Annotated in this window: 15 protein-coding genes; all 15 read left to right on the forward strand. The window is 41.4% G+C overall.

Going from position 1 to position 17,473, the window contains the following annotated elements; translation table 11 throughout:
* Positions 1–52: 52 nt before the first annotated feature.
* Positions 53–2,845, forward strand: coding sequence for a TonB-dependent receptor (locus tag RBB12_RS04420; RefSeq protein ID WP_306013444.1), 2,793 nt, complete (start codon positions 53–55; stop codon positions 2,843–2,845).
* On the forward strand, positions 2,845–4,176 hold the full coding sequence (locus RBB12_RS04425; protein WP_306013443.1) for a DUF4249 domain-containing protein: 1,332 nt from the start codon (positions 2,845–2,847) through the stop codon (positions 4,174–4,176). The genes RBB12_RS04420 and RBB12_RS04425 overlap by 1 nt, the downstream gene beginning before the upstream one ends.
* Complete coding sequence (locus tag RBB12_RS04430) at positions 4,173–5,531, forward strand: DUF4249 domain-containing protein (RefSeq protein ID WP_306013442.1); 1,359 nt, start codon at positions 4,173–4,175, stop codon at positions 5,529–5,531. The genes RBB12_RS04425 and RBB12_RS04430 overlap by 4 nt, the downstream gene beginning before the upstream one ends.
* Positions 5,532–5,541: 10 nt before the next feature.
* Entirely contained in the window at positions 5,542–7,311 is a 1,770-nt protein-coding gene (locus RBB12_RS04435; protein ID WP_306013441.1) for a hypothetical protein, read from the forward strand.
* 21 nt (positions 7,312–7,332) lie between these two features.
* The gene (locus RBB12_RS04440) at positions 7,333–7,773 is read left to right on the forward strand and encodes a DsrE family protein (RefSeq protein ID WP_306013440.1); all 441 of its coding nucleotides are present in this window, start codon (positions 7,333–7,335) and stop codon (positions 7,771–7,773) included.
* Positions 7,774–8,297: 524 nt separating this feature from the next.
* Positions 8,298–8,879, forward strand: a complete 582-nt coding sequence (locus RBB12_RS04445; RefSeq protein WP_306013439.1) for a hypothetical protein — start codon at positions 8,298–8,300, stop codon at positions 8,877–8,879.
* A gap of 41 nt (positions 8,880–8,920) precedes the next feature.
* Positions 8,921–9,982, forward strand: coding sequence for a sensor histidine kinase (locus RBB12_RS04450; RefSeq protein ID WP_306013438.1), 1,062 nt, complete (start codon positions 8,921–8,923; stop codon positions 9,980–9,982).
* Complete coding sequence (locus tag RBB12_RS04455; protein ID WP_313882857.1) at positions 9,982–10,704, forward strand: LytR/AlgR family response regulator transcription factor; 723 nt, start codon at positions 9,982–9,984, stop codon at positions 10,702–10,704. Before RBB12_RS04450 ends, RBB12_RS04455 begins: the two co-directional genes overlap by 1 nt.
* Before the next feature lie 143 nt (positions 10,705–10,847).
* A complete protein-coding gene (locus tag RBB12_RS04460) occupies positions 10,848–12,605 on the forward strand; it encodes a CocE/NonD family hydrolase (protein WP_306026718.1) in 1,758 nt (585 codons plus the stop codon).
* Positions 12,606–12,760: 155 nt separating this feature from the next.
* Positions 12,761–13,447, forward strand: coding sequence for a DUF4386 domain-containing protein (locus tag RBB12_RS04465; protein WP_306013435.1), 687 nt, complete (start codon positions 12,761–12,763; stop codon positions 13,445–13,447).
* A gap of 121 nt (positions 13,448–13,568) precedes the next feature.
* On the forward strand, positions 13,569–14,006 hold the full coding sequence (locus RBB12_RS04470) for a hypothetical protein (RefSeq protein WP_306013434.1): 438 nt from the start codon (positions 13,569–13,571) through the stop codon (positions 14,004–14,006).
* A gap of 470 nt (positions 14,007–14,476) precedes the next feature.
* Entirely contained in the window at positions 14,477–15,517 is a 1,041-nt protein-coding gene (locus RBB12_RS04475) for a serine hydrolase domain-containing protein (protein ID WP_306013433.1), read from the forward strand.
* Positions 15,507–15,974 (forward strand): thioredoxin family protein, encoded by a 468-nt coding sequence (locus RBB12_RS04480; RefSeq protein ID WP_306013432.1) that lies wholly within the window; start codon positions 15,507–15,509, stop codon positions 15,972–15,974. Before RBB12_RS04475 ends, RBB12_RS04480 begins: the two co-directional genes overlap by 11 nt.
* Before the next feature lie 38 nt (positions 15,975–16,012).
* The gene (locus tag RBB12_RS04485; protein ID WP_306013431.1) at positions 16,013–16,705 is read left to right on the forward strand and encodes a DUF4386 domain-containing protein; all 693 of its coding nucleotides are present in this window, start codon (positions 16,013–16,015) and stop codon (positions 16,703–16,705) included.
* A gap of 34 nt (positions 16,706–16,739) precedes the next feature.
* Entirely contained in the window at positions 16,740–17,360 is a 621-nt protein-coding gene (locus tag RBB12_RS04490) for a hypothetical protein (RefSeq protein WP_306013430.1), read from the forward strand.
* Positions 17,361–17,473 lie beyond the last annotated feature (113 nt).

Here is a 17,473-nt window from a genome sequence, read left to right on the forward strand (position 1 = left end):
AAACAACTTATTGATTTATTTTTAAATTCATCAAAGCTAATTCGATAATTCTTTGGGACTTCGTATCAAATTGTACTCTTTTTTTAAAAAGGGAAGTTGGTTTGCCATTTTCTTGATGGCACAATCGATGTTTTCCCAAAACACGGAGATCAGTGTTTCGCAGGATACACAAAACCCTCGGGAATTCTTCCAAGAATTACAGGAAAAATCAGGATATACTTTTTTCTATCTCCACGATTGGATCGATGGGTTGGAACTGCCGGAAAATATCCCCAACGCTTCCCTATCCGAGATTTTGGACACCGTTTTATCCGATACCTCATTGAACTATTACATCCTGGAAGAAGAAAAACGGGTGTTCCTGTTGCAGAATACCATCATTTATGATGAACTGCCCATTAGTTTCTATCAACAGAGCGATACCATTTTACAGTCCCAAACCGCCGAGACCCGGGGCAACCTTCCGCCCCCGACCTTTTTTCAGGATGAAGTTGTACAACGGCAACAACAATTGCCCGTTGCCCGTGTGGGACGTGCTGACGAACAGGACCTGAGGTCGAGCTACCGCTTATCGGGCCGTGTGCTCAATGCGGAAAATGGTGCGCCCATTCCGGATTTGGCCGTAAGGAGCGGCGGACGTGTGGCCGTAACCAACGAACAGGGTGTCTATGAGTTGGAGCTTCCGGCAGGTTACAATTTGGTCACCACCAGTGCAATGGGCATTCAAGATTCGGAGCGCGAGGTAATCATGTACAACGATGGCACGTTGGATTTCACGCTTCAAGAAAGTTTGGAACAGTTGCAAGAGGTCGTAGTTGAGGCAGATGCAGTAAGTAATGTGGAGGATGCCGTATCGGGGAGTGAAGAAATCAACTCGGAAGAAGCGAAGGACATCCCTTTGGTACTTGGGGAAAGGAACATTCTGGAAGTGGCCAAGGCCCTGCCCGGTATATCATCGGCTGGTGAAGGAGCAACTGGGTTGAACGTAAGAGGCGGCAAAACCGACCAAAACCTAGTGTTATTGGATGACGCGGTGCTGTACAATCCTACCCATTTTTTTGGCATCTTTCAAGCACTCAACCCGTTCACCACCGAAAAGGTGAACATCTACAAGGGCGCCGCGCCCATGGAATTCGGGGGAAGGCTCTCCTCCGTGCTGGACATCGAGACCAAGAACGGGAATACCGAAAAAATATCGGGCGAGGGCTCCATTGGGCCCGTGACCGGAAACCTGGCCCTGGAAATTCCATTGAAAAAGGACGTCTCTTCCCTGGTGATAGGGGGTAGGGGCGTTTATACCGATTGGATATTGCGATCCCTGGACGAGGAATCCCTGAACAATAGTGAAGCCTCATTTTTTGACGGCATCGTGAAATATCATCATAAATTCAACGAAAACAGTGAAGTGAGGGGTACGGCGTATTACAGCCGCGATAATTTTAGCATCACTTCCGATTCCCTTTATAATTACAGCAACCGATTGGGTTCGGTACGGTGGGCACATAAGCTCAACGAGAAAACTACCGGAGTACTCACAGGGAGCCACAGTAGCTACAATTTTGGAATTGACTACGAAGGCGAAGGTAACGGCAACTTTGAATTGGACTACACCATTAGTGAGTCCGAATTAAAGTACAAATTGAATACTCGACTGAACAGTAACCACACGCTGGATTATGGTATGTCCACAAAATACTACTCGTCACGACCAGGAGATGTAAGGCCCACGGGGCAGAATTCCAATGTTGAGCCAGTTTCGATTGACAGGGAGCAGGCTTTGGAAGGTGCACTCTTTATTGGGGACGAGTTCAAGGCTTCGGATAGGCTTTTATTTAACGTTGGTGTGCGCTACGCTTTTTACGCAGCTTTGGGCGAAGGAACACAAACTACCTATCAAGAAGGTGCCCCACGAAACCAGTCAACTGTTCAGGATACCATATCCTACGGCTCCGGCGAATTTATCGAAACCTATGGCGGACCTGAGGCCCGGATTTCTGCACGTTATTTGATATCCGATGATTTTTCGGTAAAAACCAGTTTTAATAATTCCTATCAGTTTATACATACCCTGTCCAACAACACGACAGTTTCGCCTATCGATACCTGGAAGCTATCGGACCTGAACATTGCGCCGCAAAGAGGCTATCAGGCGACCCTTGGATTCTTTAAAAACTTTAACGACAATATGTACGAACTGAGCTTGGAGGGATACTACAAACGCATGGAGGACGTGTTGGACTTTAAAACGGGGGCCGACCTTTTGCTGAACGAAAATGTGGAGACCGAGGTGCTCCAAGGTCAAGGAAAGGCCTATGGTGTTGAATTTCTTATGAAGAAAAACCGAGGCGATTTTAACGGTTGGCTGAGTTATACTTACTCCCGCTCCAAATATCGGTTCGATGGCAGTACCCCGGAGGAGCGCATCAATGACGGGGAGTTCTTTCCGTCCAATTTTGACAAGCCACACGACCTGAGCGTCATCGCCAACTATAAGTTTACCCGGAGGTACAGCGTCTCGATGAACTTTGCCTATCAGACCGGGCGTCCGGTGACCTTTCCGGTGGGAACCTTTAGGTTCAACAATGCGGACTTTGTGGCTTTCAGCGATCGGAATGCCTTCAGGATACCCGATTACTACCGGTTGGACCTGGGCATCAATATAGAGGGCAACCATAAAAAGAACAAGCTGGCCCACAGTTTCATCACCATACAGGTATACAACGTTTTGGGCCGGAACAATCCGTATTCGGTATTCTTTGTGACCGAAAACGGGGAGGTAAAGGCCCTGCAAAGCTCCATTTTTGCCATGCCCATTCCCTCCATAACCTATAATTTCAAGTTTTGATGAATCGCGCTAAGATCATATATCGAATCATGTTGAGCTGGGTTCCTTTATTGTTTTTGGGTGCCTGTGTGGACGAATTGGAGATCGAGTCATTGGGCAATGATGAGGAGACACCTCCTCTGGTCATAGAGGCGGTTCTTACCGATGAGGTCATCAACCAAAAAGTATTTCTGAGCAGGAGCAGCCAACGCTTGGATTTGGAGACGGATACGATTTACAACCCGAATGTTCCCCTTGGCAGGGGCCCCAGAGATTCCGTTGATGCAGAAAGCGGGGCCACGGTTCGCCTTTTCGGCGATGATGGAACGGAATATGCTTTTTTTGAGAGTGAAGCGGGCCTGTACCAGTCCGACCAGGCTTTTGCGCTGCAATTGGGGACCGATTATACCTTAGAGATCATAACCCGAAATGGCAATGAGTATGCATCGGACCCCATTGCCGTGCCAGGAAAATCCACGCTGACCAATCTATACGCCGAAAGGGCCACCAATGACAATGGGGAAGAGGGCATTGCGATTTATGTGGACAGTGAACCGGAAGAAGGAGATACTCAGTTTTACAGGTACGCTTATGAGGAAACATATAAGGTTGTGGCCCCGCTTTGGTCGGCTAACGAGTTCAGGTTGACGGATTATGACCCGTGTGCATTGCCGAGTCCCACTTATAATCTGTCTGTCGTACCCAAAGAAGTGGAAAATAGGGTGTGCTACAATACCGTTGCGTCCAATACCATTATACAGTTAAGTACTGCTGGCAATCCAGGAGGTGATATATCCAAACATATGGTCCGTTTTATCGGAAAGGATAATTTTATCATTTCCGAACGCTACAGTATTCTGGTGCAACAGCAGGTACAATCTGCCGATGCCTTTTCCTTTTACTCCAATCTGAACAACTTTTCACAATCGGAAAATATATTTTCCCAAGTACAGCCCGGGGCCATTTATGCCAATGTGTTCCGAAAGGACGGGACCACCGAGAATGTATTGGGCTATGTAAGTGCCGTTGGGGTATCGGACCAGCGGTTGTTCTTTAATTTTGAAGATTTTTTCCCAGACGAGGAGCTTCCGGAATTTCCGTTCAATTGTGTTTATCAATCCCCACCGGAGTCACATCCTTCGTATTGTAGCCAAAATCCGGGGCCCAATCCATGTCCGCTTTCCATTATAGAAAGAGTTGATTTGGGAACCATCAGTTATTTTTCAACCTATGATCAAGCCTTAGTGCCCCTAGCGTCCTGTCCCAGCGATTATGTAGTGGTGCCACGGATATGCGGCGACTGCACACTGTTGGGCAGTAATGTTGAACCCGATTTTTGGATTGAAGGATGAACAATAAAGCTCACATATTTGCTGTTGCTTTAAGTTCTTTGGCGGTTGCTTGCGTGGAACCTTTTGATGTATCTTCTGAAATTCGTTCCGATACGAGTTTAATTGGTGCATTAGTGGTGGAAGCCAACATTACTGACATAGAAGGAACACAACGGATTTTCTTGAGCCGGATGCAACGAGTGGTAAGCGATAGTACGGTTAATGTGGAAGAAGAACGACTTTTTAACGTAAACGCGCCAATTATAATACCGCGCGGTCTTGGTCCTGAATTTGAAAGTAATGCTACCGTTGAAATTCGTGCAGCCAATGGTGCGGTTTACGGCTTTGAAGAAACCGAAGACGGCACCTACGAATCCTTGGTGTCGTTCGCGGCTATGCCCAATGTTTCCTACCAATTGTTCGTGTCCACTTCGAACGGGGAAGAATACGTGTCCGATGCTGTGGTGCTTCCTAGGACATCTACAATAGAAAACTTGTATGCCGAGCGAATGGTCAGCGACTCTGGACTCGAAGGCGTCGGTATTTTTGTGGATTCTACTTTCCCTTCCGATAGCGACAAGCTGTTCCGCTTTGCCTACGAAGAAACCTATAAGATTATAGCGCCTTATTGGACACCATTCGAATTTGAGATTATTAGGGATGAAACGGAGTTTATTTTTGATGATGACGGTAATGTACAAGAGATTTTATATCCTGACGTGCGATTGGTGCCCCGTGCTCGGGAAGAGCAAGTGTGTTACAGGACCGATCTCTCGGCTGGAGAGGTTTTGCTGAACGCCAATAGGTTCAATGGAAATAGAGCGGAAAGGACCATGGTCCGCTTTATTGGTGTTGACAATCCAATCATATCCCATCGATATAGTATTCTTGTCAAACAAAGGGGAGTTTCCAGACAAGCTTTTGATTTTTATGAGAGGTTAGTTGCATTTTCACAAAGTGAATCCCTTTTTAGTCAGGTACAGCCAGGTAGTTTGGAAGGAAATGTGTATAGTGCCAATGGTGATACAGAGGTTATTGGTTTTTTTGAAGTTAGCACAGCGGTAAGTCAACGGTTATATTTCAACTTTGAAGATTTGTTTCCAGATGAACCACTTCCCCCGTATTTCGGTGATATCAATTGTGAAAATTCGGTTGCCCCAATTCTTGGTAACCCTGAAAGGGACGGACCACCTCCACCATTTGGAGGTTGTGCGAGACCATTGATTGAAGGTGTTCAACTTGGTCTGGTAGAGTATTATGAAGCAAATAGCAACCCTCCAGGTGAATGCGAAGGTCCATATTTGGTGGTTCCAACCATATGCGGGGATTGCAATGTGGTGGGATCCAATGTAAAACCCGATTTCTGGGTGGATTAAAAAACAGTTTATGAAAACACAATGGATACTTTTTTGGGTTATCGCATCCTTGGCCTTTCAAGTCAAGGCACAATACGTCATAGGCAGTGCGGAAGAATTAAAGAACCTCAAAAGTCTGCCGCAGGAAAAGGTCTATCTGCACCATACGGGCCCCATCGTGTTTACGGGAGAGTATGTGCATTACGCCTTTTATTGTTTCAATGCGCAGAACAATCGGGCCAGTGATATCAGTTTTACAGGCTACGTGGCCTTGGTCAACCAAAAAGGGGAATACGTGCTGGAACAAAAGGTGCGGTTGCAGAATGGCCTGTCCCACGGCGACTTTTTTGTCAACACCGACGTTCCTTCGGGAAACTATAAACTGTTAGGGTATACCCAATGGATGAAGAACAACGGATTGGAACAGGTCTTCAAGGATGATCTGGTCATCATCAACCCCTACCAACAGGACCAGTCACAACTAATGTCCACTTCCTTGGAAGAGGAAAGGCGGGTTATTGAAACAACACGACCTGTGGATTCCTCCATGGTACAGATAAAACTGTCGGAAAAAAGGGTGGGTACTCGAACAAAGGTCAGTTTACAGTTGGTGAACTACAAGGCCAAGCTGGGTCATGGAACGTATACCCTAAAGGTCCAAAAAAAGGATGAAATCAGAACAAGACCTGCCGAAAACGCCATTTCCTATGCCCGTTCCTATTTTGATGTGAAGGGCGAGCTGGACAAGAAGGTGGGCGACAGCCTTTTTCTGCCCGAGCAGCGCGGGGAACTCTTGTTCGGTAAGGTGACCGACCCACAGGGGAACCCATTGCCCGATGCCAAAATAGTGGTTTCCGTGCCAGGTGAGGGTTTCTTGCTCAAATTCGCCACCACCGATGCACAGGGGAACTTTTATACCTATCTGAGAAAGGACTATAAGCAAGACAGGGCCATTATCCAGCCCACCGATCATACACAGGATGTTCGGGTATCCTTCGGTACCTTGCCGAATCTGGATGCTTCGGGACTTGTATTTGGTGATTTTCGCTTACAATCCAGTGCTATTGAAGCGATAAAAAAGCGCAGTATTTACAATCAACTGGAAAACCAGTTCTTTTCTGCAAAACCGGATTCCGTTCTTTTGGGAGACCCTGTAGACCCTTTTGATGGGGGAATACCCAATACCATTTATTTGGACGATTACACGCGTTTCCCCACCTTTCAGGAAACCTTGGTGGAAGTCTTTAATTTAGCAGGCTACAGGAACAGTAGTAGTGGCAGTGATTATATCCGGATTGCACAGGACTTCGAGAAGTATACAGAAGAGGCCAATAGTTATCCGGCCATTGTGCTGATCGATGGGGTATATATTCCCGACCATGAAAAGATAAAGAGCTTTGATGCCCGTAAAATTGAATCCATCAGTACCGTTCCCGATCAGTTTGTGATGGCGGGCAAGGATTACCAAGGGATTATGTCGGTCAAGACCATTGCGGGCGATTATTTTGAAGAGTACACCCCAGAATATGGGATCAATGTGCCCATAAAAAAGGCCCGGCCGCAAAAAAATTATTTTGAACAACGCTACGGCGTCGAAGAAAGCGACCAAAATCATATCCCCGACTACAGACGGATTCTCTTATGGGAGCCTCAGGTGGAGGTTTCGGATGCGGAGCTGCAGTTCGAGTTCTACACTTCCGACCTCTCCGGGGAATTTGACGTAGTTTTGGATGGATTCACCAGCTACGGAAAGCCGATTTCGGTGTATGAGACCATTCTGGTGCAAGATGACAGCCAATAACCTAAATTCATATATCATACGATGAAGTACTTACGCCATTGTTCTTTTTTCCTTTTAATGTTGGTTTTTTCCACGAATCAAGTGTCCGGTCAGCAACAACTGAGTGCCGAGGTGGTATCCGACCTTCAAAAAACGACCCAATATGCCTTTGTTTTAACCGAAGAGCGACATTTTAGGGGTGTTTTGTCGATGTACGATACATTGAAAGCAAACGGTGTGACCATTACCGACTATGAAATTGTTGTAAAGGGCAAGGTGGTCTTGCAGCTGAAGAAAGGTTCCGAACTGGAGTCCTTATATCAAAAGTATAAGGATAAGGTGCGGGTAAGCGTATGTAGCGTTGCCATGTCCAAATTGGGCGTTCACGCGGACGAACTCATCCAAGGCCTGATTCCCGTGGAAACAGCTTCCATTCGAATGTTACAGTTGCAGGCTAGAGGGTATAATACGCTGACCTATTAGCAGATGGGGTTGAACCCATTTTTGTGACCGCGGCAGGATTTGCTTCGCCTTTCCTGACAAAGTTCCGCTTTGAAAATAGTCCAAACAAAAAAACGCTCAAGCAAGCTTGGCGTTTTTCCTTATTTGAACTATGTATTCGTGACCGCGGCAGGATTCAAACCTTTGTATAGAACCCTTGTTAAAGGGTTTTAGAGCCTTTCAAAATCTGTTGACCGATTTGTTGACGCGTAATTTGACGGTGTTTACAGTCAATCAAACTTTCTTGGCAAACTTACTGAAATTTTTGATTCATTGGTTCCCGAGATAAAGATGACTATGATAAGAATCTCCATCCTATTAGGGGGTGAAGTATAAAAGTAACCCATGGGTTTTGGATAGTTAGCTCTTTTCTAACATTTAACCCCTTAAATCTGCGTTCATGTACTTTTACTATGTTGTAAGGCGCTCTTTTCCTTGCTTTGTACCATGCTGTTCATCATAGTGTTGGAACAACAACGAATATTCATCAATCAAAAAACGAACAAATGAAAAAAGGAGTAATTACAAAACTTATACTGGTATTGTTATTGGCCAGTTGTGCATCAACAAAAACCAGCGAACCCATTGTAAAGGATTACCAAATTGGTGAAAAATGGACTTGGAAATGGGAACGTAAAGTAAAGGGGGAAGTTCGGGCAGAAGGTGAGGACATTCAAGAAGTTGTCAAATACAAGGGTACTTTGGGGCTTTGGAATGGAGCAGACACCCTAGAAATTCCGATTGCTCCCAATAAAAGCCAGAGCAGTACGCCCTTCCGAAATTGGCCTTTGCAGGTTGGTAAAAAGTGGAAATATGAGTCTGAATGGGTGAATAATGAAGGTACTAAAGGAAAGACCAGTCAGGATGTTGAAATTGTTTCCTTTGAAGAATTGCATGTGGAAGCTGGAAAATTCATGGCCTACAAAATTGAATACAAGGGAATTGTGACAAACTCTCGTGGTTTTAAGGGAGAGATGACCGATATTTGGTGGTATTCCCCAGCATTGAAAACCTACATAAAACATATCAATGATGATGGGTATGGTCTATATACCAATGAATTGACCAGTTATTCAAAAGCGGAGTAAGAATCCTCCCTATATGCAATCGAAAGCGATCAAATAAAACAATGGGTACTACAAACAGACATATGGGACTCTCGCTATATTGGAAATGCCAACTTATTGGCTGGGGCGTTGTTTCCTTATTGTGGCTCTATATTGCTTTGGACAGGGATCAATTTTCAGTTCCCCAGGCCTTGATCAACTACCTGCTTGACGTTTCTATTTGTATTGGGCTTACACACGCATACAGGTCTATTGCGTTGCGACTAAAATGGAATCAATTGGGCATTAACCCATTGGTGGTAAGAATCATACCATCCATTCTGGTTTTGTCCGTTTTGTTCATGCAGATCATGAATCTTAAAACATCAGCCTTTATCTATTGGGTCAATGGTGCCAATACCTTTAAGGAGAATGTATTGGTTTGGAACCCGGTTTTGATTACTGGCTTGAGGCATATGGCTATTTGGGTATTGGCATATCACGCCTATCATTTTTATACGAGGGAAGTCAACACCACCAAGGTCAATGCCCAGCTTTCCGTTGTAGCAAAACAAAGTCAGTTGGATAATTTATCGGCACAACTCAATCCTCATTTTTTGTTCAATTCGCTGAACTCCATAAAGGCATTGGTTCTCGAGAATCCCACAGGGGCACGGAGGGCCATCGATTTGTTGTCCGATTTGTTGCGCACATCACTTTATGAGAAGGAGCACCTGAGTATTACTGTGGCCGAAGAAATGAATTTGGTTAAAGATTACGTGGAATTGGAAAAACTGCGGTTTGAGGAACGCCTCAATGTTACATTCAATATGGATCCTGCTATGGAATATGTAAAGATACCGCCACTGAGCATCCAACTCTTGGTGGAGAATGCCATAAAGCATGGGGTGGACAAACAATTACAGGGCGGCATGGTGGATATCTCAGTTCAAAAACAGGATGGCAATCTCATGATTCAGGTGAAAAATCCGGGGATACTCTCCAAAGGAGAAGGGGCAGGGGTAGGACTGACAAACTTAAGTGAACGTCTGTCACTGCAGTATGATGGACTGGCGCGTATCAAAGTCGAAGCACCTTCGGATAATTTGGTTCTTGCGACCTTGCTAATACCAATTGAAAAATGATGGGCAATTATACAACCTTGATCATAGACGATGAGCGCTTGGCTAGGGAAGAAGTGAGACGTGCACTGGAAAACCATCCAGAATTTACGATTGTTGGTGAGGCGAACAATGTAGAAGTTGCCAAGGCATTGATAGAAAAAGAGCAGCCGGACATCATTTTTTTGGATATCCATATGCCCGGAAAATCAGGTTTTGATTTATTGGAGGAGTTGGGGACTGTTCCAGAAGTGGTGTTCACCACCGCCTATGACCAATACGCAGTTCAGGCCTTTGAGGTAAATGCTTTGGACTATTTGGTAAAACCGTTGCGTGAGGAGCGTTTTGCCAAAACCATCGAAAAAGTAAGGCTTGAGTTTAAAAAGCAGGAAGAAGAGCAGAAGGTGCCTTTGACGAGTCATCAAAAAATCTTTATCAAGGATGGTGAAAAGGTGTACTTTATAGCATTGTCACAAATAAGTTTGATGGAGTCCATGGACAACTATGCCCGACTTTATTTTGGCAATGAAAAGCCGATGATCAAACGCTCGTTGAACCAGTTAGAGGAGAGACTGGACCCGAAAATATTTTTTAGAGCGAATCGAAGTCAAATCATCAATACGGAATACATCCAAGAAATACAACCCTATTTTAATCACAAACTACGAATTGTATTGACCACTGGGGAGATTGTAGACCTATCGAGTAGGCAATCAGTGAAGTTCAAAAAACGAAATAGTTTGTAGCAAAGCAACATCAATCACATCCAAAAACGAACAGTAATTGCATGCCGCTAATGGACGGAAATGTCCTGAATTTAACATCAATCAAAATGAACAAGTCACTCAGTATAATAACCTTTTGTATAGCCTATATGCTATTAAACTTAATGTCGTGCAAGGAGCAAACTTCGGTTCAGACCCCTAGAACACTTACCGAAAATGGCACAACATATCTGGTTCAGGATAGCATCTTGATTTCAACAACCGATGGGGCAAAAATCCATGCGATTGTGGTTCGAACATCTGAAATGAAGGAACCCGCTCCTGCTGTGTTGTTCCATACCATCTATGCCCGTAAAGATGATTTCGATAGGGCCAAACTCGCCGCTGACCATGGATATGTAGGTGTGGTTTCCTATACTCGGGGCAAGGGCCTGAGCCCGGATTCGATAGTACCCTATAAGCCTGAGGCCACAGATACCTACACGATAATTGACTGGATCAGCAAGCAGGATTGGAGCAATCAAAAAGTGGGGATGTATGGGGGAAGTTATGTCGGTTTTGCCCAATGGGCTGCCGTAAAGAACAAGGTACATCCCGCTCTAAAGACCATAGTGCCTTCCGTTTCGGCCGCACCGGGTATTGCCGAACCCATGGAGAATGGCGTCCATTGGAATTTCCATTATCCTTGGCACCATTACGTGTCGAACACTAAGTACTTGGATACCATTTTATACAACAATGGACAACGTTGGCACAACTTAAACATGAAGTGGTTCGAAACTGGGGTGGCTTATAGTGCTATGGATAGTCTGGATGGATTGTCCAATCCTCAATTTAGGGAAGGTTTGTTACACCCGACTTATGATAGTTATTGGCAACGTATGATGCCCTACAAAGAAGAGTTTGCCCATATCGATATTCCCGTTTTGGCCACTACCGGATACTATGATGGTGGACAAGTGGGAACCCAGTATTATTTAAAAGAGCATACCAAATACAACCCAAGGGCAGAACATTATCTGGTGATTGGGCCCTACACCCATTATGGGGCCCAAGAAAAACCAAGTAGCCACATTTTTGGTTATGATGTTGATCCTGTCGCTCAAATCGACATCCTTGAGTTAATATTTGAGTGGTTTGATCATATTTTAAAGGGAAAACCAAAGCCAGCATTTTTAAAGGATAAAATCAATTATCAAGTCATGGGTTCCAACAAATGGGGGCATGCCCCCTCTTTGCGGACCATGGCAAATGATACCTTGACCTATTATTTGGGCAATGAGCGATCGGGAGTGACTTTTGCATCCCTGTTCGGAACAGGGAACAATGGAAAGGATGAACATTATACACTCTCCGACAAACCTTTGGATGCCAATAAGTATTTGAAGCAGGTCATAGATTTTACGGACCGCAGCAATTTGACTTGGAATTCAAGTGGTTGGAGAAACATTGTGGCGGATAGCCTTATGGTTGGACATGGTTTTTCATTTGTGACAGCACCTTTTGAATCCGATGTTGAATTGAATGGTTCGTTTGGAGGGGAAATCTCAGTGTCCATCAATAAAAGGGATTTTGATTATACGGTAGTCGTATTTGAGCAGACCCCTGATGGTAATTTCTTTGCGTTGACCTTACCCTACAAGGCTAGGGCAAGTTTTGCACATAGCCTTGAAGAAAGACAGTTGTTGACTCCAAATAAAAAAACAAAACTTCCTTTTGGCATTGTACGGATGACCAGTAAAAAGATAAGTAAGGGTAGTCGGTTGGTGGTGGTCATCAATGGAAATAAAGAACCCTTTACGGAACTAAATTACGGAACAGGGAAGAATGTTAGCGAAGAAACTATCCAAGATGCGAAGGAGCCTTTGGTTATAAAGTGGTATGGGGATGGATATATTACAATTCCGGTGATGGCTTATTAACAAAACCATCACTTGTCTTTAGACTAAGTTCAGTCCACTTTTGGTTGAAGATTTACATATGCTTATATGAACAAGTTGTATGCCATTAAAGTAAAATTGTAACAATAATTCTGTTGCACCGTCATATTTATTATGAACACTAACACAAATAATCTATGGGTTTAAATAAGGAACAAAAGCAATCGGTCAAAACCGCAAGAATAACAGGCTTATGGTATTTAATGATGGCTATTACGGGTATTCTGGGGTTTATGGTCTTTCACTCCGAAATATTTGTATCTGGTAATCCTGAACAAACGCTAACCAATTTAGTAGAATTGGAATCTACGGCAAGAATTAGGTTACTATTAGAGTTTGCTATTGTAATATCACAAGCACTTACCGCAGTTTGGTTTTATAAATTATTTAAAGACAATTATGAATGGGAAGCCTGGACGCTGGGTATATGGGGAATGGTGAATGCTTTAGCCATTATGATAAGTGCAATTTCAATCGCCTCTGCAATAGGTATTGCCAATTCTGATATAAATGCTACGGAAGACAAAGTTGTACTAATTCAGGTTTTTCAAAATATAATTTCAAATGCTTGGGGCATTGGTGGTCTTTTCTTTGGGCTTTGGTTATTTCCTATGGGGTATATAGTCATCAAATCTAAAAGAATGCCTGTCTGGTTAGGAAGAGTTATTGTTTTGGGTGGTATTGGCTATGTAGTTAGTACCGTTATCCGCTATGCAGGAATTGATTTTAGCTTTAATAGATTTCTTACGCTACCCGCAACCATTGGGGAATTTTGGATGATAGGTTATTTACTGATTTTTGGCATAAGACCTGTGAACGATTAAAATTAATTAAAACAGCACACCACAAGGGGGCTATAATTCATTTTGACAACTATTTACATTGGAGTATAGTAACATATTACAGGTTTTCATAATCCAGTTGGCAAACATTTAGAAAGACCATATGAAAAAAAGAAAAATTATCGCATTATTATTTTTGATTGTTGGGCTTTCTTTGAGTGTTGCCTTTATACTTAAGATTGAATTTCCTCAAGGATTTGAGGCATATTTTAAAAGAGAATACTACAATCAATTTGGTCCTTTATCTATAAGTGTTGAATTTTTAATTGCTGGTTATCATTTATTTATAGGGCATAAAAAAACAAATTTCACCTTGGCTCTTTTTGGGTTTACTGCTTTGTTAGATCCTCTTTTTAATCAGATGGGTCTTTTCAACAGTACAGTACCTCTTTACGGAACCATAATATTATCGATTTGTGCTCTTTTGAGTTTATGGCTGGCATTTGCAAACACTTTTAAATTAAAACGTTTATCTAATTTGGAAGCCATATTTAGTATTGTCCTTGGTGTTATTGTGGAACTATTTTTCAATTACCTATAATATATTGCCAACAATGTATGTAAATAATGGCTTCTTAGGTAATAGGAAACGGGTAAAATGGAAGAGTACAGCACAATAGAACAGACATTTTCACCAACAGCATTGAAAGAAATATCTAGTTGGATTTTAGGTCATATAAATTAATTGGTTCTGATTTTATATTTGGAACTTTTCATAATAATAGACAAATAATTTTACTTCATCGAACTATTAACAGTGATAAAATGCTCGATGTTTTCTTTCGTAATATTTTAAAATGCATCATAATTTATAGTCTTGCTCCATAATTTATAGCAATTCGCTAAACTTAATAACCCTTGATTCATAACTGATTACTCTTGCTTCAAAGTTGATCGCATCTTTGTATCATCAAATTAAAGCAATAGCACGGTCTTACTTTGAGCTTAGAAAATTTTTCTATCTATAAAAGTAAAACTACGGGTATTTAAACTCAGATTAATTTAGGAATCATGAATAAAAAAAAGACAAAAATTGTATTGAGAACTATATTGATAACTGCTTCATTAGCTTCATTGTTTTTTGTGCCTTGGAAATTGGTAAAAGCATGGATTTTACCTCTACCCAATTCAGTTCAAGAGCAATTGGACCAAGCTGTAGATCACGGATTTGAAGGTGTTGTTGTTTACGTAGACCAAGCTGGGGAAAGCTCTAAAAAATACGCTTCAGGTTGGCACAATAAAGAAACCAAAATACCTGCAAAACCAAACGCACTTTACAAAATTGCAAGTATTAGTAAACTTTATGATGCAGTTGCCGTAACCAAATTGGTGAGTTCGGGCCAATTATCATTGGATAAAACACTTGCAGATTATTTGCCAGAGCTTGTTGGTAAAATAGAGAATGCAGAAACCATCACTTTAAGATTAATGATTCAACATAGAAGTGGTATTCCAAATTTTACAGATGCACCCAACTTTTGGGAGGAGCCCACGGGTACATACGAAGAATCTTTAGCACTTATTGAAGGTAAACCTGCCAACTTTAAACCTGGCAAAAAATATGAATACTGTAACACTAATTACCTGTTGATCAATAAAATAATGGATAATGTTTTGGGCTATCGTAATTTTCAATTTATTCAACAAGAAATTTTAATCCCTCTAGGCCTCAAAAACACATTTAGCTCGGTCAATGAAGTAAACATAGATGATGTAATGAGTGGTTATCATGTAGGATATCCTCACGACCTTAAAAATAACGATCACGGAATGCATGCTACTGCAGAAGATGTGGGCAAGTTCATAAGGGCATTAAATGACGGCACTGTATTTAAGAATAATGAACAAGAGATATATGCTTCTATTTATGAATTTGAACATGATGGATGGGTCCCAGGATACCAAAGTTTTGCCAAATATTACAAGAATAAAGATACGGTAATTATTGCATTCTATAGTACAACCGATCCCAAGTTACTCAATTGGAATTTATCGCAGATTTTAAATAGAAGAATATATAGGATTATCAAAAAATCTAAAAATGAAGGATAAAAACATCAATTCAGATGTAAAGCGATCAAAAAAGAAGTCGCATCCATTTTGGAGCTTTTTTTGGCTAATATTTTTAGTTGTTTCACTTGGTTATGCTTGGTACTCTTTTTATGAGCCATCTAATGAAATTAAGTTGGTAAATATTTCTAATCAGGAATTACTCGTCAACAATTTCAATAAATACTCAAAAGTTTTTTTTACAGGAGAATGGTGTTCACCCTGTCGTATAATGAAACGTGAAGTATTTGCAGACCAGAAAGTTGAAGAGATTGTGAATTCAAAATTCAGAGCTATCATGATTGATGTCGGCAATCCAGAAACCAATGAAATTGTAAATCAATACAAAACAAATGTGACTCCAACCACAATAATTCTAGATTCAAAAGGGAAAGTTATTGAGCGTATAGTTGGTAAAATTGAAAAAAACAAATTCCTTGAAATGCTTCTAAGTATTTAATCTTAGAGAAAAATTTTAAATAAAAAATAAATTTCGAAATGAAAAAAAATATATCACTTTCAAAAGCTGCATTAATAGCAGGTATAGGGCTCTTAATTATGACTTTAACAGTGCCATTTGCTGAATTTAAAATAATCCCGGATTTAGTTAATCCCAATAGTGCATTGGAGACTGCAAACAATATCACTGATAATTTATTTTTATTTAATGTGGCTATATTCTTGATATTTATAACAATTGTAGCAGATATTGTTGTTGCTTGGGCGCTTTATGTGTTTTTAAAACCAGTAAATAAAAGTCTATCATTACTCACAGCTTGGTTTCGTTTACTATACACTGCTGTATATCTTGTGGCTATTACAAATTTGATTAAGGTTTTTACGCTAACAAAAGGTAATTCATACTTCCTTTCAAATTCTCAAGATCAAATTTCAGAATTCATGCTTTTCTATATTAAATCCTATAAATATGAGTGGTTTTTTGGCTTAGTTCTTTTTGGAATCTATCTAATTATTCTTGGTTTTCTGGTACTCAAAGCAAGTTATATACCTAAAATAATGGGTTGGTTATTAATCATAGCTGGTATAGGTTATGTTGTTGGTCACCTAAAAGTGTTTTTGTACCCCAATATCAATACAAGCTTTAGTATGTTTACTGCATTGGGCGAATTAGTATTTATGCTTTGGCTTCTCATTAGAGGTTCAAGAACTAAAGAATTCCAAATAAGCTAATAGAATTCTTTAAACAATCAAAAAACGAACAATTATGACATCAATTAAAATGAAAACAATCAAAAAACAAATTTTATTAAGAATGGCTTGTGTTGCCTTTGCATTAGTATCTAGCATATCATACGCACAACAAAATACAGATACAGCAACAACAACACAAAGGGATGGTTTCATCTTCGAATTCGTAGTAGGGGGAGGTATAATCGGCATAGAGGATAGTGCCGGTATACAAACCTTCGACAAATCACAGGGAACTTTCGTTTTTCCGGATCTAAAGTTTGGCCACATGTTGAACGAAAAACTCGCCATTACCCTCTCCTTTGCGGGAAATATATACGAATTTCAAGATAGTGACAGAAACTTTGGAGGTTTTATTCCCTCTGTACAATATTGGGTGAAAGATCGTTGGTGGATCCTTGGAGGAATTGGTTTAGCCATAGATTCGCCAGCACTATATGATATTAAGGAAAATGTAAATGACGATTGGAACTTTGGTTGTGCTGTTATGGCAAGTACAGGTTACGAGATTTACAAAAGGAAAAATTTCGCCCTTAATGTGCAGTCTAAACTAGTTTTGGGTCGTGTATCTTTACATGGAGATGCACATAGAGATGGACTCATCTTTAATGTAGGGTTAGGGTTTAGCTGGTTATAGTTCTTAAATTGAATTAATCAGCAAATACAAACACTAAAAAACAATCTATTTCCAAGTATTCTATTCTTAGATTCAACTAGTATGCCCAAACCAAATTATTTTGGTTTGGGCAT

This window comes from Allomuricauda sp. MMSF_3307 (assembly GCF_030733585.1).
In the GTDB taxonomy this organism is placed as follows: Bacteria; Bacteroidota; Bacteroidia; order Flavobacteriales; family Flavobacteriaceae; genus Flagellimonas.